Below are 23692 nucleotides of genomic sequence, written 5' to 3'. Positions count from 1 at the left end.
CGCCTTCTGCTCAGGCCGTTCGGCCTGCATCGTCGGCGAGCGGTTTAGGAGCCGAACTTTTCCAGCAGGGCCTTGCGCTGACGATCGCCGAGACCCCGCAGGCGGCGGGTGGGGGCGATCTCCAGCTCAGTCATGATTTCCTGCGCCTTGACCTTGCCCACCTTGGGCAACGCCTCGAGAAGCGCCGAAACCTTCATCTTGCCCAGGACTTCGTTGGTCTCGGCGTCCTTGAGCACCTGGGTGAGGTTGGTGCCGCCACGCTTCAGCCGGTCCTTGAGCTCTGCTCGTGCTCGACGTGCGGCAGCCGCCTTCTCCAACGCGGCCGCGCGCTGCTCGTCGGTCAACTGGGGAAGGGCCACGATTCCTCCGTATCTGATCAATCACTTTCAATCGATCTCATTTTGTCTCGCCGGTTCTTCTGCCAGCGGAGACGACCGTACTCAGGCCTCCTGACGAAATCTAACCCGCCCCCCTGCTAAACGGGGCAAACTCCCAGCATGCAACGGCGCGTGTCCCGCCAAAGCGGCCCGCCAGACGGCGCCGACGACGCCCGCCTCGACGCCGTCCCGGCGGCTTTAGCGCGGCCGCTTGTGCCCGCTGCTGAGCCTTCTACCAGCGGTTTTACCGGCCCGGCCGGCGCCGGGTGCGGTGACGGGGCCGTTCGCAAATGCGCCGGCGCGCACCGATCGGGGGCGGTGCGAGGGATCACGCATTCGTCACGGCGTGTCGCGCGTGTCGCGTCGCCGGTCAAAGGGCCGGCCAGCACCGCCGCCTCGCCCGATGCGACCGGCGCAGCGTGCCCGCGGGGGTCTTTGGGCGCGGATCCCCGGCGCCGGGACGGTGGGCGGCCGCGAGTCCTGACCAGCGCGATACGACGCCGGCCGAGCCGCGTGCAGTTAATCCGCAGTCGGGAATCGGATACCATCGGGGCGTGTCCAACCTGCGCATTCGCCAGGCAGCTGAGCTGCTCGGCGTCAGTGATGACACCGTGCGGCGCTGGATCAACCAGGGCGCCTTGGAGGTCAGTCACGACGCCGCGGGCCGCAAGGTGATCGCCAGCGAGGACCTTGCCCGCTTCTCCCGCAGCAACGCACCCTCGCCGCCGGCCGACCCGCTCAGCATCGGCAGCTCGGCCCGCAATCGCTTCGTCGGGCTGGTCACCTCGGTGGTCAGCGACAAGGTGATGACCCAGGTGGAGATGCAGTGCGGCCCGTTCACCGTGGTTTCGCTGATGAGCACCGAGGCCGCCGAGGAGTTACAGCTGCGTCCCGGCAGCGTCGCGGTGGCCGTCGTCAAGGCCACCACCGTCATCGTCGAAACCGCGCAGCCCAGTACGGCACTGGCGTCGGATTAGCGGGTCACACCGCCAGGTAGGCGACGGCGTCCAGCATCCGCTCGGCCGCCCCGCGCAGCTCCGCCACACCCGGCCCGGCCCGCAGCACCTCGCGTGCCACCGCGGGCAGCAGCTGCCCCGGCTCCGCCCCGCCCAGCCCGGCAAGCGCCTCGGGTCGCCCGCCCTGGACACCGAGCCCGGGCACCAAGACGGGACCGCCCAGGGCGCTGAGATCGGGCGCGTGCAGCACCGTCGCGCCCACGACGACGCCGACATACCCCGGCCCCGACGAGGTCGCGGACCGGTTCACCACCGCCGCCTGGTCGACGACCAACTGGGCCACCGTGCGGCCGTCGAAGGCGGCCCGCTGCACGGTCGCCCCCTCCGGGTTGGAGGTGGCCGCCAGCACGAACACCCCCCGGTCGTGCGCCGCGGCGGCTTCCAGCAGCGGCCGCAACGACCCGAACCCCAGGTACGGCGTGGCCGTCACCGCGTCGGCGGCCAGCGGCGAATCGCCCGCCCAGGCAGCGGCATAGGCCGACATCGTCGTTCCGATGTCACCGCGCTTGGCGTCGGCCAGCACCAGCACCCCGGCCGACCGCAGGGCCGCGATGGAGCGTTCCAGCACGGCGAATCCGGCGGCGCCGTAGGCCTCGAAGAACGCCACCTGGGGTTTGACGACGGCGAATCCGGAGAACGCCTCGATGCAGATGTCGCAGAACGCGGCCAGCCCGTCGGCGGTCGTGGGCAGGTCCCATGCCCGCAGCAGTTCGGGGTGGGGGTCGATGCCCACGCACAGCGGCCCGCGTTCGGCCTTCGCGTCGGCCAGCCGGACACCGAAGCCGGTCACCGGGCCCCGATTCCGGGCTGGCCGCCGTTGCCGATCTGGCTGTGCAGTTCTTGCAGGCTCCGCACCCCGATGTCGCCGCGGATGCCCGCTTCGATGCCCTGGACCGCGGCCGAGGCGCCCTGCACCGTGGTGACGCAGGGGATGTTGACCGACACCGCGGCCGAACGGATTTCGTAGCCGTCGATGCGCGGACCGGAGTTTCCGTAGGGCGTGTTGATGACCATATCGACCTCGCCGGCCTTGATCGCGTCCACCGCCGACTGCGCGGGACGTCCCGGCTGCGGATCCTCGAAGTGCTTGCGCACCTCGTCACACGGAATTCCGTTGCGGCGCAACATCTCCGCGGTTCCCTCGGTGGCAAGAACGCGGAACCCGAGGTCGGCCAGGCGCTTGACGGGGAACACCAGTGAGCGCTTGTCCCGGTTGGCGACCGACACGAAGATGGTGCCCTGGGCCGGCAACGACCCGTAGGCGGCGGTTTGACTCTTGGCGAAGGCGCTGCCGAAGTCGCGGTCGATCCCCATCACTTCGCCGGTGGATTTCATCTCCGGGCCGAGCAGCGAATCGATGCCCGAGCCGTCGGCGCGGCGGAAGCGGTGGAAGGGCAGCACCGCCTCCTTGACCGCGATCGGGGCGTTCTGGGCCGCGTGGGCCCCGTCCCCGGATGCGGCCAGCAGCCCCTCGTCGCGAAGCTGGGAGATGCTGGCGCCCAACATGACCCGGGCACACGCCTTGGCGAGCGGGATCGCGGTGGCCTTGGACACGAACGGCACCGTGCGGCTGGCGCGCGGGTTGGCTTCCAACACGTAGAGCACGTCGTCCTTGAGCGCGTATTGCACGTTGAGCAGCCCGATCACGCCGATGCCGTGCGCGATGGCCTCGGTCGCGCGGCGCACCTTCTCGATGTCGCTGCGGCCCAGCGTCACCGGCGGCAGCGCGCACGCCGAGTCGCCGGAGTGGATACCGGCCTCCTCGATGTGCTCCATGATGCCGCCGATGTACACCTCGGTGCCGTCGCAGAGCGCGTCCACGTCGATCTCCACCGCGTCTTCGAGGAAGCGGTCGACCAGCACGGGGTGCTCGGGCGAGAGCTCGGTCGCGCGGGTGATGTAGCCCTTGAGTGTCTCCTCGTCGTAGACGATCTCCATGCCGCGCCCGCCCAGCACGTAGGAGGGCCGCACCAGCACCGGGTATCCGATGTCTTCGGCGATCCGGCGGGCCTGGGCGAAAGTGGTCGCGGTGCCGTACTTCGGCGCCGGCAGGCCGGCCGCGGTCAGCACGTCGCCGAACGCGCCGCGGTCCTCGGCCAGATCGATGGCTTCTGGCGGGGTGCCGACGATCGGCACGCCCGCGTCGGCGAGGCGCTGCGCCAGCCCGAGCGGGGTTTGCCCGCCGAGTTGCACGATCACCCCGACCACCCCCGGCCCGTCTCCGCCGGACTGCTGCTCGGCATGGAACACCTCGAGGACGTCCTCGAAGGTCAGCGGCTCGAAGTACAGCCGGTCGGCGGTGTCGTAGTCGGTGGACACCGTCTCCGGGTTGCAGTTGACCATCACCGTCTCGAAGCCGGCCTGCGACAACGTCGTCGCGGCATGCACACAGCTGTAGTCGAATTCGATGCCCTGGCCGATACGGTTGGGTCCCGACCCGAGGATCAGCACCTTGGGTTTCTCGGTCTGCGGGGCCACCTCGGTTTCGGCGCCGGGGTCCAGTTCGTAGCTGCTGTAGTGGTAGGGCGTCCTGGCCTCGAACTCGGCCGCGCAGGTGTCGACCGTCTTGTACACCGGGTGCACGCCGAGGCGCTCACGCAGTGACCGCACCCCGTTCTCGCCCGCCAATTCGGGCCGCAGCGCTGCGATCTGGCGGTCCGACAGACCGTTGTGCTTGCCGCGCCGCAGCAGTTCGGCGTCGAGCACCGGCGCGGCGATCAGCTCGGCGCGCAGCGTGATCAGCTCGCCGATCTGGGCGACGAACCACGGGTCCACGCCGGAGACCCGTGCCACCTCCTCTACCGATGCGCCGAGGCGCAGCGCGAGTTCGATGTCGTAGAGGCGGCCCTCGGTCGGTGTCCGCAGCCGGGTCAGCACGTCGTCGACCCCGCCGTCCTGGTCGGGCTTGGTCCAGAAGCCGGCGCGGCTGGTCTCCAGCGACCGCATCACCTTGCCCAGTGCCTCAACGAAATTGCGGCCCAGCGACATTGCCTCGCCGACGGATTTCATGGTGGTCGTCAGGGTGGGATCGGCGCCCGGGAACTTCTCGAAGGCGAACCGCGGCGCCTTGACCACGACGTAGTCCAGGGTGGGCTCGAAGCAGGCCGGCGTTTCCTTGGTGATGTCGTTGACGATCTCGTCGAGGGTGTAACCGATGGCCAGCTTGGCGGCGATCTTGGCGATCGGGAAGCCGGTGGCCTTGGACGCCAGCGCGCTTGACCGCGACACCCGGGGGTTCATCTCGATGACGATCAGCCGGCCGTCGGTGGGATTGATCGCGAACTGGATGTTGCAGCCGCCGGTGTCCACGCCGACCTCGCGCAGGATCGCGATGCCCAGATCCCGCATCCGCTGGTATTCGCGGTCGGTCAGCGTCATCGCCGGCGCGACGGTGACCGAGTCACCGGTGTGCACGCCCATCGGATCGACGTTCTCGATCGAGCACACCACGACGACGTTGTCGTTGCCGTCGCGCATCAGTTCGAGCTCGAATTCCTTCCAGCCGTAGATGGATTCCTCGACGAGCACGTTGGCGCTGGGGCTTTCGGCCAGCCCGGCGCCGGCCATCCGGTCGACCTCCTCGACGGATCGCGCCATCCCCGAACCCAGGCCGCCCATCGTGAAGCTGGGCCGCACTACGACCGGCAGCCCCAGCTCCTCGACCGTCTCGCGGACCTCTTCCATGGTGAAACACACTCGGCTGCGGGCGGATTCACCGCCCACTTTGGCGACGATGTCCTTGAACCGCTGCCGGTCCTCGCCGCGCTGGATGGCATCGAAATCGGCGCCGATGAGTTCGACGCCGTGGCGCTCCAGCGCCCCGTTCTCGTACAGCGCGACCGCGGTGTTCAGCGCGGTCTGCCCGCCCAGGGTGGCCAGCAGCGCGTCGATCTTGTTGCCGCGCTCGGCCTGCTGGGCGATCACCTTCTCGACGAACGCCGCGGTTATCGGCTCGACGTAGGTGTGGTCGGCGTACTCCGGGTCGGTCATGATGGTGGCCGGGTTGGAGTTGACCAGGCTGACCTGAAGTCCCTCGGCGCGCAGCACCCGGCAGGCCTGGGTACCGGAGTAGTCGAACTCGCAGGCCTGCCCGATCACGATCGGCCCCGAGCCGATCACCAGCACGTGACGCAAGTCGGTGCGACGCGGCACTACCTTCCCCCTCCGGTCGGGACGCGAGAGTGCGCAGATGTACAGCGGTTACGGCGTGTCGCCGCACAAACACGCACGCTCGCCCGGGTGGGTGGCATCAGCGCTCCCCTGCCATCAACTCGACGAATTGGTCGAACAGGTAATTCGCGTCGTGTGGGCCGGCGGCGGCCTCCGGATGGTATTGGACCGAAAAGGCCCGCCCACCGGCGAGTTTGACGCCCTCGACCACTCCGTCGTTGGCGCAGGTGTGACTGACCACCGCCGATCCGAACGGCGTGTCGAAGGACTGGCCGGCCTCCCCCTCGAGCGCGAAGCCGTGATTCTGTGCGGTCACCGCCACCCGCCCGGTCGCGTGGTCGATCACCGGGATGTTGATGCCGCGGTGACCGAACACCATCTTGTAGGTGGACAGGCCCAGCGCCCGGCCCAGGATCTGATTGCCGAAACAGATACCGAACAACGGGATTCCGGCGCCCAGCACCTCACGAGTGACCGCCACGATGTGATCGGCGGTGGCCGGGTCGCCAGGGCCGTTGGACAAGAACACACCGTCCGGCTTGATGTCGGCGATCTGCTCGAAGGTCGCCGACGACGCCAGCACGTGGCTGCGGATGCCACGGCGGGCAAAGTTGCGCGGCGTGTTGGTCTTGATGCCCAGGTCGAGTGCGGCCACCGTAAACCGGGGCGGCCCTTCGGGTTCCACGATGTAGGCGTCGGGCGTGCTGACCTCGCCGGCAAGGTCGGCGCCCAACATGGACTGTTGATCGCGCACGCGTTGCAATAACTCGACCGGGTTCGCGAGCGCGTCACCGGAAAACACCCCCGCCTTCATCGAGCCGCGGGTGCGCAGATGCCGGACCACCGCCCGGGTGTCGATGCCGGCGATCCCCACGACGTGCTGGCGGATCAGCTCGTCCTCCAGGGTTCCGGTGGCGCGCCAATTGGACGCGCGCGGCGAGGGATCGCGTACCGCGTAGCCGGCGACCCAGATCTTGTCGCCGCGGCTCTCGGCGTCCTCGCCGTTCCAGCCGGTGTTGCCGATCTGCGGCGCTGTGGCCACCACGATCTGCCGGTGGTAACTGGGATCGGTCAGCGTCTCCTGGTAGCCGGACATGCCGGTGGAAAACACGGCCTCGCCCAGTGTTTGGCCGATCTTGCCGAAGGGGGTGCCGGTGAAGACGCGGCCGTCTTCGAGCACCAATAGCGCCTTACTGCTCACGCGACCTCTTTCTCCTGCCCATCCCGTCCGTCGTGAAGCCACCCGTCGTAGCCGTGGCGGTCGTTCGCCCGGAATCCGGTGTCGATCTCGACTCCCGACGGCAGCCGCCAGCGGATCGCCAATATGCCGATCCGGGCCGGCCTGCCCCCCATTCCGCGCTCCATGCGGATAGCCGTGATCGAATCCTTCGGAATCCAAATCGGTTGGGCCCGTAGACGTTCCACCATGATCCCACCGGCATAGCGGGTCAGCACCGCTTTGCTACGGTAACCGAGATCGCCGGCCGCGATCCGCTCGCTCCAGCCCGGCGCCATCATTGAACCGCAATAGTGGCCCCGGGTGGTGATGCTTGCCGCACCCACCTCGTCCGGGATCTGCGGTAAATCGCCGATCAGCTCCGCCTGCCGCTGCGCGCGGCGCCGCGAGGTGCGCATCATCAGCTGGATCACCACCGTGATCACCACCAACAGCACGGCCGCGAAGATCAGCGACCCCACCAGGGTGCCTGAATTCATGCCGGACACTTCCCATCTCGGGCGGTGACTTTGCCGCGCAGCAGGGTCGCGGTCACGGTGGCGGGCAACGTCATCGCTTCGTAGGGCGTGTTGGCCGACCGGCTGGCCAGGTCGGGACCGGCGACGGTCCACGAGCCGTCAGGGTCCACCACCGTCAGGTTGGCCGGCTCCCCCACCTCCAGGGGCCGGCCGTGATCGGGCAGCCGCGCGATGCGTGCGGGGTTTTCGCTCATCACGCGGGCGAGGTCACGCCAGGTCAGCAGTCCCGGGATGACCATCGTCCGCACCACGATCGACAGCGCCGTCTGCAGCCCCAGCATGCCGGGCCGCGCCGCGGAGAACTCCACGCACTTCTCGTGCTCGGCGTGCGGGGCGTGATCGGTGGCCACGCAGTCGATGACGCCGTCGGCCAGCGCCCGGCGCAACGCCACCGCGTCGGCCGCTTCGCGCAGCGGCGGGTTGACGCGGTCACGCCCGTCGTAGCTGGTCAGGCGGCCGTCGTCGAGCATCAGGTGGTGCGGGGTGACCTCGGCGGTGATCGAAATACCTTGGCCCTTAGCCCATTTCACGATCTCGACGGTGCCCGCGGTGGAGGCGTGGCAGATGTGCACCCGGGCCCCGGCGTCGCGTGCCAGCAGCGCGTCGCGGGCAACGATCGATTCCTCGGCCGCCCTGGGCCATCCCGACAGGCCCAGCCGGGCGGCGGTGGGTCCCTCGTGGGCGACGGCTCCGACGGTCAGCCGGGGTTCCTCGGCGTGCTGGGCGATGAGCACGCCCAGGCCGGTGGCGTACTCGAGGGCGCGACGCATCACCAGCGGGTCGTGCACGCAGATGCCGTCGTCGGAGAACATCCGCACCTGCGCGGCGCCGGCCGCCATCATGCCCATCTCGGTGAGCTCTTTGCCGGCCAGCCCGACGGTGACCGCACCCACCGGGTGCACGTCGACCAGGCCGACCTGCTGGCCCCGGTGCCAGACGTGGTCGGTGACCACCGGGCTGTCGGCGACCGGGTTGGTGTTGGCCATCGCGAACACCGCGGTATAGCCGCCCAAAGCCGCGGCGGCCGACCCTGTTTCGATGTCTTCGGCGTACTCGCGGCCCGGCTCTCGCAGGTGGGTGTGCAGGTCCACCAGACCGGGCAGCAGCACCTGATCGGTGGCGTCGATCACGTCGGCCGTGTCGGGAATGTCAAGGCCTGGGCCGATCGCGGCGATCTGACCGTCATCGACCAGGACGTCGACCCGGTCGCCTTCGCCGTACAACCGAACCCCGCGCAGCAACACGCTCACGCCGCACCCTCTTCTCCGGCGGATTCGGTGCCGACCAGCACATGGAACAGCACCGCCATCCGCACATGAACACCGTTGGAAACCTGTTGCAGCACAGCGGATTGCGATGAGTCGGCCACCGATGATGCGATCTCCATACCGCGCAGCATCGGTCCCGGGTGCAGCACCACGGCATGGCCGGGCAGCATCGCCTGGCGGCGGTCGGAAAGCCCGTACAGGGTGGAGTATTCGCGCACCGACGGGAAGAAGCCGCCGTTCATCCGCTCGGCCTGCACCCGCAGCATCAGCACCGCGTCGGCGGCGGGCAGTTCGGCGTCGAAGTCGTTCGACACCGTGACCGGCCAGCCGTCGACGCCGACCGGCAACAGCGTGGGCGGTGCCACCAGGACCACTTCGGCGCCCAGGGTTGCCAGCAGCATGACGTTGGAGCGGGCGACCCGGCTGTGCAGGACGTCGCCGACGATCACGACGCGCCGGCCCTCGATGCTGCCGAGCCGCTGACGAATGGTGAGCGCGTCCAGCAGCGCCTGCGTCGGGTGCTCGTGGGTGCCGTCCCCGGCGTTGATCACCGAGGGGCCGGAATCGTCGTCGGCGCACGTCCATTCGGCGAGCAGATGCGCGGCGCCCGACGCCGGATGCCGGATGATCAGCGCGTCCGCCCCGGCCGCCCGCAGCGTCAGTGCGGTGTCGCGCAGCGACTCTCCCTTGCCCACCGACGATCCGGCGGCGCTGACGTTGATCACGTCGGCGCTCATCCACTTGCCGGCCACCTCGAAGGACACCCGGGTGCGGGTCGAGTTCTCGTAGAACATCGTCACGATGGTGCGGCCGCGCAGCGTGGGCAGCTTCTTGATCTCGCGGCCCACCAGCGCCTGGGCGAACCGGTCGGCGTCGTCGAGGATGGCGGTGGCGTCGTCAAGGCTCAGGTCACCGGCGGCGAGAAGATGGCGCGTCATCGCGAGATCACCACGCCGTCTTCACCGTCGTTCTCGTTCAACAGCACGTGCACGCTCTCGCTGCGGGAGGTGGGAACGTTCTTGCCGACATAGTCGGCACGCAGCGGCAGTTCGCGATGGCCGCGGTCGACGAGCACCGCCAGTTGCACCACCCGGGGGCGGCCCACGTCGCGCAGTGCGTCCAGGGCGGAACGCACCGAGCGTCCGGAGTAGAGCACATCGTCGACCAGGATCACCAACGCATCGTCGATGCCGCCGGCCGGGATCGAGGTGGCCTCCAGCGGCCGCGGTGGCTTTTGCATCAGGTCGTCGCGGTACAGGGTGATGTCCAGCGCGCCGTGACCGACGTCCACACCGCTGTATTCGCCGATGTGGTTGGCCAGGCGCTTGGCCAGGACCACGCCGCGGGTGGGGATGCCCAGGAGCACGACCCGGGGCGCGTCGGGACCATCCAGCGCGGTCTTCTCGATGATCTGGTGTGCGACGCGGGAAATGGTGCGGCCGACGTCGGCCGCCGACATCAATTCCCGGGAATCACTGACTGAGCCGGTGTCGCCCGCAGCACCCATACGAAACTTGACCTCCTTCTCCGCCTCACCGGACGGATCGTTAAAGGATGTCGACTGCACGGCAGCGTAGCACTTATTTCGGGAGCGGCGGCGCCGGGCGCGGGTGGCCACATCGCTCCCCACCCGTGGTGGTCACATCCGCCCCATGCGTCTCTTCAGGGGCAGGCAGCGAGTACCTACCGGGTCGCGGCGGCGCGTGGGACGAAGTACCCGGTTCTTCGAACCGCTTTCGACGAAACGTCGAGCCAGGGTCATCGGCGCTGATCGGGCAGCACCGCCGGCCCGCTAACCTGACCGGGTGAATCGCTTGACCCTTGACGGCAACGCGGCCTCCGTCCGCGACGTGTGCGAGGCCGGCCTGCTCGCCGGCGCGGTGACGGTGGTATGGCAACACGGAGAACTGCTGCAGGTCAACGAAATCGGCTATCGCGACGTGGACGCGGGCCTGCCAATGCAGCGGGACACGCTGTTTCGCATCGCGTCGATGACCAAGCCGGTGACCGTCGCCGCGGTGATGAGCCTGGTCGACGAGGGCAAGCTGAAGCTCAAGGATCCGGTCGTCCGCTGGGCCCCGGAGCTGGCCGGCGTGCGGGTGCTCGACGATCCGCACGGCCCGCTGGACCGAACGCACCCGGTGAACCGCGCCATCCTGATCGAGGATCTGCTCACCCACACCAGCGGCCTGGCGTACGGATTCTCGGTGTCCGGGCCGATCTCCAAGGCCTACCTGCGGCTGCCGTTCAACCAGGGGCCGGACGCCTGGCTGGCCGAGCTGGCCAAGCTGCCGCTGGTGCACCAACCCGGTGACCGTGTCACCTACAGCCATTCGATCGACCTGCTGGGTGTCCTCGCTTCCCGCATCGAGGGCAAGCCGTTCCACCAGGTTCTCGACGAACGGATCCTGGGTCCGGCGGGCATGACCGACACGGGCTTCTTCGTCACCCCCGAGGCGCGGCGCCGCGCGGCGACCATGTACCGGCTCACCAACGAACACCAGTTGCAGCACGGCGTGATGGGCCCGCCGCACCTCACGCCGCCCTCGTTCTGCAATGCCGGCGGCGGGTTGTGGTCGAGCGCCGACGATTACCTGCGTTTCGTGCGGATGCTGCTCGGCGACGGAACGGTCGACGGTGTGCGGGTGCTGTCGAAGGAATCCGTCCGGCTGATGCGCGCCGACCGGCTCACCGATGAGCAGAAGCGGCACAACTTCCTGGGCGCGCCGTACTGGGTGGGCCGCGGCTTCGGGCTGAATCTGTCGGTGGTGACCGATCCGGTAAGGAGCACACCGCTATTCGGGCCCGGCGGTGTCGGCACGTTCGGCTGGCCCGGCGCCTACGGGACCTGGTGGCAGGCCGACCCCGCCGCGGGTCTGATCCTGATCTATCTGATTCAGAATCTGCCGGACCTGACCGTCGATGCCGCCACGGCCGTCGCCGGCAACACGTCGCTGGCCAAACTGCGCACGGCGCAACCGAGATTCGTCCGCAACACCTATCGCGCGCTCGGCCTGTAAGGGCGGATCGCCATGCCCGGCTACCCACCCGACCGCATCAACGGGCCGCGGCTGACGCTGCGCCCGCCCGCGATCGACGACGCCGGGGCGCTCTTCCAGCGGGTCGCCCGCGATCCGCAAGTCACCAAGTACCTGTTGTGGGCACCGCATCCCGACGTGGCGGCGACGCGGCGGGTGATCACCGAAAAGCTCAACGCCAGTGCCGACGAGAAGACCTGGGTGATCGAGCTGCGGCATCGCGGCGAGGTCATCGGGCTGGCCAGCTGTCGGCGCACGGCACCGCACTCGGTCGAGATCGGCTACTGCCTTGGCAGACGCTGGTGGGGCAAAGGTTTGATGTCCGAAGTGCTCGGCATGCTGCTCGCCGCGCTCGACGCCGATCGCGAGGTGTATCGCGTCTGGGCCACCTGCAGCGTCGACAACGAGCGCTCGGCGCGCCTGCTGGAGCACGCCGGCTTCTTCCTGGAGGGCCGACTGGCCCGGCACGCCGTCTACCCGACCATGGGGCCCGAGCCGCAGGACAGCCTGCTCTACGCCAAGATCCTGCGCTGACTATCCTTTTCGCGCCACGTCGTCTTGTTCCAGCGCCCGCCGCGCGTAGGCGCGCACGTCCGCGTCGCCGTCCTTGAGCGCGATCCCCAGTGCCTCACGCGCAGCGGGTTCACCCACCCACCGGGCCAGGCTCAGCACCACCGCTTTGCGCACGTCCAGATGCGCGTCGCTGAGCGCCTCGTACAGCTGCGGAACCGCGAAGTCCACGGCCGCGCCGGCCAGCGCGCGTGCCGCGCCTTCGCGCACCTGCCATGCCGGTGCCCGCAGCGCCTGCTTGACCGCCGTGTGATCGTCTTGGCCGCACCCTAATTCACCTAATGCGGCGAGGCCGGCGGCACGCACCAGCGGGTCGGTGTCGGCGACCAGTCGGCGCACCGCCCGGCTGGCGGGGGCGGCCCCCCTCAGGGCCGCCAGTCCGGCGGCTGCCGCGATCCGGACCTCCCGGTCTTCATCGCCGGCGGCGGCGACGACCCCGTGGACGTCGTCGACGGACACCAGCGCACGCACGGCCTCGATGCGGACCCGATGGTCGGCATCGCCGAGGGCACGACGGTATCGGGCGCCGTCACCGGCGCGGCGTGCGGCCAGCACGTACAGCGCGGCGGCCCGCACCACGCGGTCGCCCGATTCCAGGTATTCCCCGGCTTTTTCGGGGTCGGGCAGCACCTCGACCAGCTCGCGGATCCCGTCGGCGCCGGCTCGGCGGACCGCGGCATCGTCATCGCCGAGCGCGGTCAACAGGGCCGGCGCATACCCCTCGGGGATGTGCTCGGTCAGGGTGGTCACCGCGGTGCGGCGCACGCCGGGATCCGCGTCGGCAAGGTAGCGCGCCAGGTCCGCGAGCGTCGGCTCCTCGAGCCGCAGCACTTCGGCGATGCGGGGTGAGGGCGGCTCGAACACCGTTGCGGCCGAGGCGATGCGGGCTCCCGCCGCGGCGGGGGCCCGGCCACCGATCAGCGGCGGCTCCTGCACCGGGTACACGGTCCGGTCGGTGGGCGGCAGGCCGTCCAGCTCCGGAACCGGAACGAAATACGGCGCCACCGGCCGCTTGAGGAACACCATTCCTTTCTCGGCGTCGCCTTGGGTCGCTTTGCGCAGGTTCAGGTGGTAGCCCCATTGGCTGTCGTCGCGGCCGGGCAAATCGGCACGGTCGTGGTACAGGCCCCACCGTGATTCGGTGCGGGTGTGCGAGGATCGGGCGGCCATCTCGGCGCAGTCCCGGATGAACGACACCTCCACCGCGCGCATCAACTCGTGCGGATTGCGGGCGCCCATCTCGGCGATCTCATCGCTCATCCGGTCGAAGGCGCGAATCGCGAGCGACAGTTTGGCCGCCGTCTTGGGTGGCGCGACATAGTCGTTGACGAACCGGCGCAGCTTGTATTCGACCTGCGGCTGCGGCGGCCCGTCCGGATGGCGCAGCGGCCGGTAGATCAACTCGTGCGCCTCGCGCACCTGGTCCTCCGGAAGGTGTTGCGGCGCGGCCACGGCGGCCAGACTCGACGCGGCATCCGTGCCGGCCAGATCGCCGAACACGAACGCCCCGATCATGTAGTTGTGCGGGACGCAGGCCATATCCCCCGCGGCGTACAGGCCGGGCACCGTGGTGCGGGCGTGCTCGTCGACCCACACACCCGAGGCGGAATGTCCGCTGCACAAACCGATCTCGGAGATGTGCATCTCGATGTCGTGGGTGCGGTAGTCGTGGCCGCGATTGGCGTGGAAGGTGCCCCGGGTCGGCCGCTCGGTGGTATGCAGGATGTTTTCCAGCGCGGTCAGCGTCTCGTCGGACAGGTGCGACACCTTGAGGTAGATGGGCCCGCGCGCGGAGTCGATCTCGCTTTTGACTTCGGCCATCATCTGCCCCGACCAGTAGTCGGAGTCGACGAACCGCTCGCCGTGCGCGTTGACCTGGTACCCGCCAAAGGGATTGGCCACGTACGCGCATGCCGGGCCGTTGTAGTCCTTGATCAGCGGGTTGACCTGGAAGCACTCGATGCCGGACAGCTCGGCGCCCGCGTGGTAGGCCATCGAGTAGCCGTCGCCGGCGTTGGTCGGGTTCTCGTAGGTGCCGTACAGGTAGCCCGAGGCGGGCAGGCCGAGCCGGCCGCACGCCCCGGTCGCCAGGATCACCGCCTTGGCGCCGACGGTGACGAACTCCCCGGTGCGCGTGTTCAGCGCCGCCGCGCCCACCGCCCGGCCGTCTTCGGTGAGCACCCGCACCGGCATCAACCGGTTCTCGATCCGGATCTTCTCGCGCATCGACCGTTGCCGAAGCACCCGGTACAGCGCCTTTTTCACGTCCTTGCCCTCGGGCATGGGCAGCACGTACGAGCCCGAGCGGTGCACCCGGCGCACGGCGTATTCACCGTGGGAGTTCTTCTCGAACTTCACGCCGTAGCGCTCCAGCCGCTGCACCATCGCGAAGCCGCGGGTGGCCGTCTGATACACCGTGCGCTGGTTGACGATTCCGTCGTTGGCGCGGGTGATCTCGGCGACGTAGTCCTCGGGCTCGGCCTTGCCGGGGATCACCGCGTTGTTCACCCCGTCCATGCCCATGGCCAGCGCGCCGGAGTGGCGCACATGGGCCTTCTCCAGCAACAGCACCTGCGCGCCGCTCTCGGCGGCGGACAGGGCCGCCATGCTGCCCGCGGTGCCACCGCCGATGACCAGCACGTCGCAGTCGAGCCGGACCGCAGCCGTCGGGTCCGGAATCTGCATCACGGGGCCTCCGCGTAGTTCAGCGCGGCGATGATCTGCGCGCGCAACTCCTCGTGCGGCCGGTCGCTGCGCGGTTCCGGCACCTCGATCGAGGCGCGCGGCGACTCACCGGCGCGGCCCAGCACCACGATGCGGTCCCCCAGCGCCAATGCCTCGTCGACGTCGTGGGTGACGAACACGATCGTGGTCGGGTGGGTGCGCCAAGTGTCGATCAGCAACCGCTGCATGGCCGCCCGCGTGCGGGTGTCCAGGGCCCCGAACGGCTCGTCCATCATCACCGCGCGGGGCGCCCCGGCCAGGCCGCGCGCGAGCTGGACACGTTGGCGCATCCCGCCGGACAGGCTGTTGGGCAGGTAGTCACCGAACCCGGTGAGTCCGAGTTCGTCGATCCAGCGCTCGGCGGCCGCGCGCCGGCCGGCCCGGGGTTCGCCGCGCAGGCGCAGCGCCAGCTCGATGTTGGACCGCACGGTGCGCCACGGCAGTAGCGCATTGTCCTGGAAGACCATTCCGCGGTCACCGGAGGTGGTGGCGACGGCGCCGCCGTCGGCCAGCACGCTTCCGCCATCGGGTGAGAGCAGGCCTGCCAGCGCCCGCAACACCGTCGACTTGCCGCAGCCCGACGGCCCGGTCAGCACCAGGATCTCCCCCGGCCGCACCATCAGGCTCAGCTCGTCGATCACCGGAGGGCCGTTGTAGGACAACCGAACTCGATCGAGCTCCAGACTCATCCCGGTTTTCGACGCCTTCATCGCGAACCTTCCTGTGCGCGCGGCAGCCAGCGGGTCACGCGACGGCCCACCAATTCGACGGCCGCCGAGGTCACGAATCCCAGCACACCGATGGTGATGATGCCGACGAACACCTGGGGGTAGGCCAGCACGGTGTAGTCCTGCCAGGTGCGGTAGCCGACGCCGAGGCGCCCGGAGATCATCTCGGCGGAGATCACGCAGATCCATGCCACGCCCATGCCGACCGACAGCCCGCCGAAAACACCCGGCAGGATGCCGGGCAGCACCACCTGGGTCAGCACCTGCCACCGGCCGCCGCCCAGCGTGCGCACCGAGTCCTCCCACAGCGTGGGCAGCGCGCGCACCGCGTGCCGGGTGGAGACCATGATCGGGAAATAGGCCGCCAGGAACGTGATGAACACGATGCCGGCCTCGTCGGACGGGAACAACAGGATGGCGACCGGCACCATCGCGATGGCCGGGACGGGCCGGGCGAGCTCGGCCAGCGGTCCGTACACGTCGGCGAACAACCGCGAACGGCCCAGCAGCACACCGGTCGCGACGCCGATGACGGCGGCCAGCCCGAAGCCGGTCAAGATGCGGATCAGCGACTGCGCCAGGTCGAGCCAGTACTCGCCGGCACCGAGCCGGCGGTGCAGCGCGGTGACGATCTCGGTGACGGTGGGCAGCGTGTCGAACCGCAGCAACAGCCGCACTTTGTCCGCGGTGAGCACTTGCCACAGCCCGATCGCGGCGGCCACCGACGCCAGTCGCAGCAGCCGCGACCGCCACCGCGCCGTGATCCGCCGCGGCCGCGTCACCGAAGGCGTCGAGACCACGCCAAGGACTTGGTCGGCCACCACTTGGGCAGTCATACCGAACCTCCCAGTGCCTCTTGGTAATCCATGGCGACGCCGCCCGGGTGGCCGGCGAGGTACCTGTTCGCCCCGGCCGCGGTGCCGAACGGCAGATAGTTCCACCCGTCTTTGACCCAGAGCGCCTTGTCGGCGAACCAGCGAGTGCCGAGTTCGGCGTCGGGAACGTAGGCGGCGCGGACCTTGGCGCCGTGGCTGACCGCATCCCGCACGGCCTGCAGCAGGCCGGTCGGGGTCGCGGTCGTTTGCGTGGTGTTGGCTCCGTCCAACCACAGCTCGCCGGCCAGCGCGGGGTCGCCGCGCAGCGCGCACGGGTTCGTCGTGCGCGCCCGTGACGCCGCATAGTCGAGCCCGCGGGCGGTGAACACCGCGCGCAGCGGTTCGTCCACGACGAATTTGGCCACATCGAGATCCGCGAAGTCGCCGATCGACTTCAGGTACGGCACATCGCTTTTCAGCGCGTCGACCAGCGACGGCTTCAGCGTCGTGTCGAACGACGTGCCGCCGGGACCGTTGTAGAGGTAGACCACCTCCTGGGGCAGTCCGCTTTCCCCGGCGACGATGCGCGCGGCCTCAAGCGGTTTGTCGTTGAGGAAATCGGTGGCGTCCAGTTGCGCCTGCAGGAAGGCGCCCAGCACCTCCGGGTGCGCCGACGCGTAGGTGCGGCGCACCACCACACCGTGCAATGTGGGCACGTTCAGCTCGGCCCCGTCGTAGAGCAGTTTGGCCTTGCCCTGGTAGACGAGCAGACCCGGCCAGGCGACGAATTGTGAGAGCGCTTGCACCTGACCGGATTCCAGTGCGGAGGCGCCGACCTGCGGTTGCTGGTTGAGCACCTCGGCACCGTTGATGCCGGCCCTGTTCAGCGCGCGCACCAGGGTGCCGTGGCCGGCGGACCCGACGCTGGCGGAGACCTTGGCGCCGGCGAGGTCGGCCAGGCCCGTGGCGCGCGAATCCGGCGCCACCACCACCATGTTGAGGGCGCCTTTGGGGTTGTAGCCGGTGATGGAGACCAGCTCCGTGCGGGCCAGCTGGTTGGCCTGCGTCTTGGAGCCGTTGATCAGCATCGGGTAGTCGCCCATCGAGCCGATGTCGATCTTTTCGGCGAGCATCTGCGCGGTGATCGGGGCTCCAGTGTCGTAATCCTGCCATCGCACCGCATATTTGGTCCCGGTGCGGGTGGTGATGTCGGCCAGGCGGTGTTCCAGGTAGCCCTGTGCGCGCAGCAGCGTGCCCGCGGTGACGGTGTTGATGGTCTTGGACTGGTATCCCACCACCACGTTGACCACGCCGGATGACTGCGACAGGGATTCCAGCGAGCAACCCGAGGTGAGCGCGGCGACCGCGATCGTCACCGACGCCAGCCGGACGGCGTGTCGTTTCATCGAAGTTCCTGGGGATAAATGCTTTTCAGCGAAGGAGATAGGGCATGTTGATGGTGACGGCGCCGGTCGGGCAGCGGGCCGCGCAGGGGCCGCAGTACCAGCATTCGTCGACATGCATGTAGGCCTTGCCGGTCTCGGGGTCGATGGCCAGCGCGTCCAGCGGGCAGACCTCCACGCACAGCGTGCAGCCGTCGATACACAGCGACTCGTCGATCGTCACCGGTACGTCCGCGCGCGTGTTGTTGATCAGCGTCATGCCTCGCTCCTAACTAGATTGCCGCGCATGGTGATTCGGTCGCCCCGCATCCGGATGTACTCGAGGTCGACGGGGGTGCCGTCGGCGAGGCTGGTGAGCCGCTCCAGCATCAGCAGCGCCGCGCCCTCGGGCACCTGCAGCGTGGCCGCCGAATGCGCGTCGGCGGGAATGGCTTCCAGGGCCAGCGTCGCCGAGCCCAGCCGCTGCCCGCTCACCTGCTCGATGAGCGCGAACAGGTCTTCTTCTTCGAGTGGGTTCTTTAGGGGATGGTTCAACACCTGCCGGCCGATGTCCGGGGCGAGGTAGGTGAGGTCCAGGCTGAGCGGCAGGTCACCGAGGTAGCGCAACCGCTCGACCAACACCGCCCGCTCCCCCGGCTTCAGCCGCAACCGGCGGGCCACCGACGGCGGCGCGGTGACCGGCATCGCCGCCCGCACCTCGTTGCGCACCTCGCCGAGGTCCTTGAACGTCTCCTTCAGCCCCAGCAGCGCATCGAGCCCGTGGGCGTACTTGCGCTGCGCGACGTGGGTGCCGATCTTGGGTCCACGGTCGATCAGCCGCTCGCGCTTGAGGGCGGCCAGTGCTTCGCGAATAGTGTTGCGGGAGACCGAGAATTCAGCGGCCAGCTCGAGTTCGGCCGGCAGGCCGTCCGGGTAGGCGTCGGCGTGGATCTGCTGGCGCAGCACGTCGGCCACCCGGCGGGCACGATTGGCCCGGGGCCCTGCGATCGGTACTGGTTGCGCCACGCCGCCACGCTAACGCAGCTCAGGGGCCCTTTCCGGGCGGGCGACACGGGCCCCCATCGACGGCCGGGCGTATTGCGCCGGGCCGCGTTCGGGGTCGACCAGCGAAAACCGCGGGCAGCCGCGCTATTGCGCCACCCACGGCGATCCGCCGGCGTTGCGATCTTGGTGAGCGGAACCCGACGCGGGCTACCGTAGGCATGCACAACCAGCGACGACGGAAGATGGCCGTAGATGACTGACGTTTCAAGACGCGCGTGGACCAAGGTGCCGGCGGTCACCCTGGGCTTCTGGGTCATCAAGGTCTTGGCCACGACGCTGGGCGAAACCGGCGGCGATACCGTCACGATGACGCTGGATTGGGGCTACGCCGCCGGGGTCCTGATCTTCGGCGCCGCGCTGGTGACGCTGGCTGTCGCTCAGATCTTCGCCAAGCGATTCCATTCCGCCCTCTACTGGGCGACGATCGTGGCGTCGACGACGTTCGGCACCGTGCTGGCCGATTTCGCCGACCGATCACTGGGGATCGGCTACACGGGCGGATCGCTGCTGCTGTTGGCTTGCCTTCTGGCCACCTTGGGCCTTTGGCGCGCAACGCAAGGCACCGTCTCGGTCTCCACCGTCTCGACGCCGAAAGTGGAGGCCTTCTACTGGGCGACCATCACGTTCTCGCAGACGCTGGGCACCGCGCTCGGCGATTGGCTGGCCGATACGCGCGATTTTGGTTATGAACGCGGCGCGTTGGTATTCGCGGCCGCCCTGATCGTCGTCGCCGCCCTCTACTACTGGACCAGCATCTCGCGCGTCACCCTGTTCTGGGTCGCGTTCATCCTCACCAGGCCGCTCGGAGCGACCGTGGGTGACTTCATCGACAAGCCCGTCGCGGACGGCGGCCTGGCATGGAGCCGCCCGCTCGCCTCGGCGGTGCTCGCCGCGCTTATCGCGGTGTTGCTCGTCGTCATACCGCAGCGTCCCGGTCGCCACCCCGGCCAGCCCAAAGCCGATGCGGCAGAAGCTCAATCAGGCATCGACGTCGAGCCACCCGACCAGAGCGAAACATGACCGGCTCAAAAGTCGGCGAACCTCGCCGATTCCGGGGCCTCGCTCATCGAGCGAGTTGATCGTGAAATCGACGTGACCGTGACCCCGTTTCAGGTGCTGTCGGCGACCGACGGCACGATTTGGGCGTCGTCGGCGCCATTGCGCACCCCGTTGATGCCGGAGGCGTCCGTGGGCAGCTCGAACGCCGCGGTCACCGAGCCGACCGCGGCCTGAGCGGCATTGCGTTGCGCTTCCATGCGCGCGAGCGCGGTCTCGGTGAAGACCGACAACCCCAAATCCGGGTTGTATCCGTGGATCTCTTTGACGTCGAGCTGGGCGAGGAAGTAGACGATCTCCTTGGAAACCACCTGGCCGGGCACCAGCACCGGGAAGCCCGGCGGGTAGGGCACCACGAATGTGGTCGAGACCAGGGTCTTGCCCTCGGCCAGCCGTCGCCCGGCCATGCCGATCAGCACGTGTTCGCGATCGGACTCCTCGTACCCGGCGTAGAACGCCGACCGCATGTCGCCGAAGTTGCATTCGTCGACGGGCCGGAAGGCGACGTCGAACTCGCTGAAGTCGGGCAGGTGCGGCAGGTCCTCGGTGATCTCCTCGACATGGCGCTTTTGCAGCGCCCGGTCGGCGACGCTGGCCGCCTTTTCGATGCGGTCGAAATCGATTGCCACCCTTCGCAACACGTCGAGCAGGTAGTGCACACTCGACCAGGTGACGCCGATCGTGAAGATCAACAGCACGCTGTTGATCGACGTCTTGTTGATCTGGATGCCGAACCGCTCCATCAGGATCTTTTCGCGGAAGTCGTAACCGTTCATCCCCGTCGCGCCGACGAACAACGTCACCCGCGTCGCATCCAGCACGAACTGGTCGGAGCGCCACGCCTCGTTCCACTCGGCCAGCGCGCCCTGCCTGACCTCACGGTACGAGCTGACCGAGGACTCCCGGAATTCCTCAGGCACCAGGTCGGATTCGTCAAGGATGCGGAACCACTTGCTGATCAGCCGGTCTTTACGGACCCGGTGCCGGAACACCAGCGCCATGTCGTAGACCTGCCGGACCAGTTGGAAGCCTTCGATGTCGACCTGCCGGCGCGCCAGGTCCAGCGACGCCAGCAGCTGCTGATTCGGCGACGTCGAGGTGTGGGTCAGGAACGCCTCGGCGAATGAATCACGGGTCAGCGCGTTGAAATCCTGGTCCCGCACGTGGATCATCGACGCCTGCCGCAGCGCCGACAGCGACTTGTGCGTGGAATGCGTGGCGTAGACGCGGACCCGCGCGGTGGCCGGGTCGGGCATCAGCTCGCGCTCGATCCACTCCGACCGGTCGACGCCATCCATGGACGCGGCCCACTTCCGGTATTCCTCAACGTATTCCGGCGACACCAGCATGTGCTCGAGGCGCTCGGCAGACACCATCGCGGTCCGCTGCCGGGCCCAAGGCACCGCGGTGGCGAAGGCGTACCACGCCTCGTCCCACAAAAAGCAGATGTCTGGCTTGATCGCCAGCACCTCCTGCATGACCTGCAGGGGGTTGTAGACGACGCCGTCGAAGGTGCAGTTGGTCAGCAGCAGCATGCGCACGCGGTGCAGCTGTCCGGCCGCCTCGAGGTCCAGCAGCGTCTGCTTGATGGTGCGCAACGACACCGCCCCATAGATCGCGAACTGCGGCAGCGGATAGGCGTCCAGGTACAGCGGGTACGCCCCGGCCAGTACCAGCCCGTAGTGGTGCGACTTGTGGCAGTTGCGGTCGATCAGCACGATGTCGCCGGGGCGGGTCAGCGACTGTACGACGATCTTGTTGGCGGTCGATGTCCCGTTGGTGACGAAGTAGGTGTGGTCGGCGTTCCACGTTTTCGCGGCCTTGTCCATCGCCTTTTTGATGTTGCCGTGCGGATCCAGCAGCGAGTCCAATCCGCCGGAGGTGGTGGAGGTTTCGGCCATGAAGATGTTGCGGCCGTAGAACTCCCCCATGTCCTGTAGCGACCTGGAGTTGAAGATGCTGGCGCCGCGCGCGACCGGAAGCGCGTGGAACTGGCCGACCGGCGCCGCCGCGTACGCGCGCAGGGCATCGAAAAATGGTGTGGCATAACGGTTTCGCAGCCCGGCGAGCACCGTGCTGTGCAGGTCGGTGACGTCGTTGAGCCGGTAGAAGGTCCGGTCGTAGACGTCGGGTTCGGTGTCGTCGCCCGCCGCGATCGACTCGTCGGTGAGCAGATACAGGTCGATGTGGGGTCGCAGCTCCCGGATCCATTCGCCGCATTCCACCCAGTCGTTGGCGCGATCGGGAATGACGTCGGCCGCGTCCTCGTTGGGCCCGAGCAGCGTGTTCATCAGCGGCAGCCGGTCGCGGGAGCGCAGCGGCAGGTCATCGCGGATGATCGCGGCCTGAATCTCCCCGTTGAGCGCGACCGCGGTGATGGCGTCTTCGACGCTGGGGACCACCAGGATCTCGAACTGCACGTCGTCGGAGGGACAACGCAGCGCCCGCAGGCATTCGGCCAGGCTGTCGGGCGCCGTGCCCGGGGCGTCGTCGGCCAGCAACACGGTGTAGAAATGCTGCTGTTTGGCCTGCGCCACCAGTTCCTGGTCATCCAGCGGCGCGGAGGTATCGAAAAGCCCTGCGCGGTCCCCATATTCACCCAGCAGCCGCACGGCCAGGGAGACCTCTTCGGTGAGCCGCACCGTAGACAGGCTTTCCAGGTGGGCGCGGAACACCGCCAGATTTTCTGCGCCCGGGTACAGCCAGTACCTCTCGTAGGCGGCGATGCGATCCATCAGGCGCTTCACGCGGGCCACATCGTGGGCTTTGTCCAGTCCGGCGAGATCCACCTCGGCGAGGTGACGGCACGCGTCGTCCAGCAGGTTCCAGGTGTCGACACGGGCGTACGACGGGTTGGCCACCGCCGCCAGCGCGGAGACTCGAAGTCGTCGCGGCTGGGTGCTGTATCGAATCATTAGCGCGCGGCTATTTTGTCAACCCGGGGCCCACGTCTGGCCAACGCTCAATTGACACACCCACGTTCACGGTTTGCCCCAGTGGCCGGGCGGTGGAACGAACGGCAGCTGGTTTACCTGGCCGGGCGGTAGTGGCGAAACCTGACCCGGTGGTAGTACCGGGCCCCCGCCGGGCATACCGGGTCCGGGTATCCCTGGTCCTGGCCCGGGTTCATGTGGCCCCGGCTGGTAGGGGAAGGGATTAGCCTGTGCCAGCCCCGCTCCGACCGCTATCGCACCGAAAGCCAACACCGCGGCTACTGCCGCCAATACCGGGACCTTCTGCAGATTCATCATCATCGTGAACTCCCGTTGTGGCGTAGGGCGGTACTTATTCTAGCTGCAGCCGGGCTAACGAGCCGCGCGGCAACCTGCTGACGGTGACTCTGCAACCGGATTGAGCACTGCGAAGTGCACCTAGCGATCCGGCTCGTCGTCGCTTTCGACGTCACCGTCGATGAGGCGCCGATTGCCCCGGGTGCTGTCCGCCCATCGCAGCATGGGCAGCTCCCGGCGGCGGGCCGGCAGGTCGGCGACATCGCTGAGCGCCCGCACCACGCCCTGCGTCAGCCCCATGATCGCGGCCATCACCGGCAGCAGCGGCTGCAGTGGTTTGGCCGCCGAGCGCACCGTGCTGATGCGGCGGGCGACGGCCACCCGTTCGACGCAGTGACCGAGCCAGGCGCCCACCCCCAGCGCGTAGATCGAGAGCACCGAGGCGACGATGGTCCACCCGTAGGCGGCGCACACCACCGCACCCACCACCACCGTCGC

Annotated in this window: 20 protein-coding genes; 4 read left to right on the top strand and 16 right to left on the bottom strand. The window is 68.6% G+C overall.

Annotation, left to right across the window (positions count from 1 at the left end; all coding sequences use genetic code 11):
• Nucleotides 1–44: 44 nt before the first annotated feature.
• Nucleotides 45–359 (bottom strand): integration host factor, actinobacterial type, encoded by a 315-nt coding sequence (gene mihF / locus Q0W90_RS04980; protein ID WP_046185993.1) that lies wholly within the window; start codon nt 357–359, stop codon nt 45–47.
• A gap of 572 nt (nt 360–931) precedes the next feature.
• On the opposite strand from mihF, the gene Q0W90_RS04975 reads away from it, so the two are divergent.
• Nucleotides 932–1354 (top strand): TOBE domain-containing protein, encoded by a 423-nt coding sequence (locus Q0W90_RS04975; RefSeq protein WP_297701071.1) that lies wholly within the window; start codon nt 932–934, stop codon nt 1352–1354.
• A gap of 4 nt (nt 1355–1358) precedes the next feature.
• Here the strand turns inward: Q0W90_RS04975 and pyrF are convergent, their stop codons facing one another.
• The 7 genes from pyrF to pyrR form a co-directional block, all read right to left on the bottom strand.
• On the bottom strand, nt 1359–2183 hold the full coding sequence (gene pyrF, locus Q0W90_RS04970; protein ID WP_297701070.1) for an orotidine-5'-phosphate decarboxylase: 825 nt from the start codon (nt 2181–2183) through the stop codon (nt 1359–1361).
• Nucleotides 2180–5545, bottom strand: a complete 3366-nt coding sequence (gene carB, locus Q0W90_RS04965) for a carbamoyl-phosphate synthase large subunit (protein WP_297773441.1) — start codon at nt 5543–5545, stop codon at nt 2180–2182. The genes pyrF and carB overlap by 4 nt, the downstream gene beginning before the upstream one ends.
• Before the next feature lie 97 nt (nt 5546–5642).
• On the bottom strand, nt 5643–6764 hold the full coding sequence (carA, locus tag Q0W90_RS04960) for a glutamine-hydrolyzing carbamoyl-phosphate synthase small subunit (RefSeq protein WP_297773439.1): 1122 nt from the start codon (nt 6762–6764) through the stop codon (nt 5643–5645).
• Nucleotides 6761–7279, bottom strand: coding sequence for a transporter (locus Q0W90_RS04955; RefSeq protein ID WP_297601993.1), 519 nt, complete (start codon nt 7277–7279; stop codon nt 6761–6763). Before Q0W90_RS04955 ends, carA begins: the two co-directional genes overlap by 4 nt.
• Entirely contained in the window at nt 7276–8568 is a 1293-nt protein-coding gene (locus Q0W90_RS04950) for a dihydroorotase (RefSeq protein ID WP_297601991.1), read from the bottom strand. Before Q0W90_RS04950 ends, Q0W90_RS04955 begins: the two co-directional genes overlap by 4 nt.
• On the bottom strand, nt 8565–9524 hold the full coding sequence (locus Q0W90_RS04945) for an aspartate carbamoyltransferase catalytic subunit (protein WP_297601989.1): 960 nt from the start codon (nt 9522–9524) through the stop codon (nt 8565–8567). The genes Q0W90_RS04950 and Q0W90_RS04945 overlap by 4 nt, the downstream gene beginning before the upstream one ends.
• On the bottom strand, nt 9521–10093 hold the full coding sequence (gene pyrR / locus Q0W90_RS04940) for a bifunctional pyr operon transcriptional regulator/uracil phosphoribosyltransferase PyrR (RefSeq protein WP_297699202.1): 573 nt from the start codon (nt 10091–10093) through the stop codon (nt 9521–9523). Before pyrR ends, Q0W90_RS04945 begins: the two co-directional genes overlap by 4 nt.
• Before the next feature lie 307 nt (nt 10094–10400).
• On the opposite strand from pyrR, the gene Q0W90_RS04935 reads away from it, so the two are divergent.
• Together Q0W90_RS04935 and Q0W90_RS04930 are read left to right on the top strand one after the other, a co-directional pair.
• On the top strand, nt 10401–11606 hold the full coding sequence (locus tag Q0W90_RS04935) for a serine hydrolase domain-containing protein (protein WP_297773470.1): 1206 nt from the start codon (nt 10401–10403) through the stop codon (nt 11604–11606).
• 12 nt (nt 11607–11618) lie between these two features.
• Nucleotides 11619–12158, top strand: coding sequence for a GNAT family N-acetyltransferase (locus tag Q0W90_RS04930; protein WP_297595117.1), 540 nt, complete (start codon nt 11619–11621; stop codon nt 12156–12158).
• On the opposite strand, the gene Q0W90_RS04925 is transcribed toward Q0W90_RS04930, so the two are convergent.
• From Q0W90_RS04925 to Q0W90_RS04900, 6 genes are read right to left on the bottom strand one after another with little or no spacing between them, the layout of a single operon-like run.
• Nucleotides 12159–14879, bottom strand: a complete 2721-nt coding sequence (locus Q0W90_RS04925; RefSeq protein ID WP_297699204.1) for a fumarate reductase/succinate dehydrogenase flavoprotein subunit — start codon at nt 14877–14879, stop codon at nt 12159–12161.
• Nucleotides 14879–15628 (bottom strand): ABC transporter ATP-binding protein, encoded by a 750-nt coding sequence (locus tag Q0W90_RS04920; protein WP_297699206.1) that lies wholly within the window; start codon nt 15626–15628, stop codon nt 14879–14881. The genes Q0W90_RS04925 and Q0W90_RS04920 overlap by 1 nt, the downstream gene beginning before the upstream one ends.
• Nucleotides 15625–16482, bottom strand: coding sequence for an ABC transporter permease (locus Q0W90_RS04915; protein ID WP_297595114.1), 858 nt, complete (start codon nt 16480–16482; stop codon nt 15625–15627). The genes Q0W90_RS04920 and Q0W90_RS04915 overlap by 4 nt, the downstream gene beginning before the upstream one ends.
• A complete protein-coding gene (locus Q0W90_RS04910) occupies nt 16479–17867 on the bottom strand; it encodes an ABC transporter substrate-binding protein (protein ID WP_297773433.1) in 1389 nt (462 codons plus the stop codon). Before Q0W90_RS04910 ends, Q0W90_RS04915 begins: the two co-directional genes overlap by 4 nt.
• A 25-nt stretch (nt 17868–17892) precedes the next feature.
• On the bottom strand, nt 17893–18123 hold the full coding sequence (locus Q0W90_RS04905; RefSeq protein WP_297595112.1) for a ferredoxin family protein: 231 nt from the start codon (nt 18121–18123) through the stop codon (nt 17893–17895).
• Nucleotides 18120–18869 (bottom strand): GntR family transcriptional regulator, encoded by a 750-nt coding sequence (locus tag Q0W90_RS04900; RefSeq protein WP_297595111.1) that lies wholly within the window; start codon nt 18867–18869, stop codon nt 18120–18122. Before Q0W90_RS04900 ends, Q0W90_RS04905 begins: the two co-directional genes overlap by 4 nt.
• Nucleotides 18870–19100: 231 nt before the next feature.
• Between Q0W90_RS04900 and Q0W90_RS04895 the strand changes: the two genes are divergently transcribed.
• Nucleotides 19101–19928, top strand: coding sequence for a hypothetical protein (locus tag Q0W90_RS04895; RefSeq protein WP_297595110.1), 828 nt, complete (start codon nt 19101–19103; stop codon nt 19926–19928).
• An 89-nt stretch (nt 19929–20017) separates the two neighbouring features.
• Here Q0W90_RS04895 and Q0W90_RS04890 read toward each other — a convergent pair whose 3' ends face one another.
• On the bottom strand, nt 20018–22879 hold the full coding sequence (locus Q0W90_RS04890) for an aminotransferase class I/II-fold pyridoxal phosphate-dependent enzyme (protein ID WP_297773431.1): 2862 nt from the start codon (nt 22877–22879) through the stop codon (nt 20018–20020).
• Nucleotides 22880–23335: 456 nt separating this feature from the next.
• On the bottom strand, nt 23336–23692 hold a 357-nt coding region (locus tag Q0W90_RS04885), incomplete at its 5' end, for an antitermination protein NusB (RefSeq protein ID WP_297773429.1).

Origin of the sequence: Mycobacterium sp. (genome assembly GCF_025933915.1) — a bacterium.
Classification (GTDB): Bacteria; Actinomycetota; Actinomycetes; order Mycobacteriales; family Mycobacteriaceae; genus Mycobacterium.
Note: the sequence above shows the minus strand (reverse complement) of the source record. Positions and strands in the feature narration are given on the sequence as shown.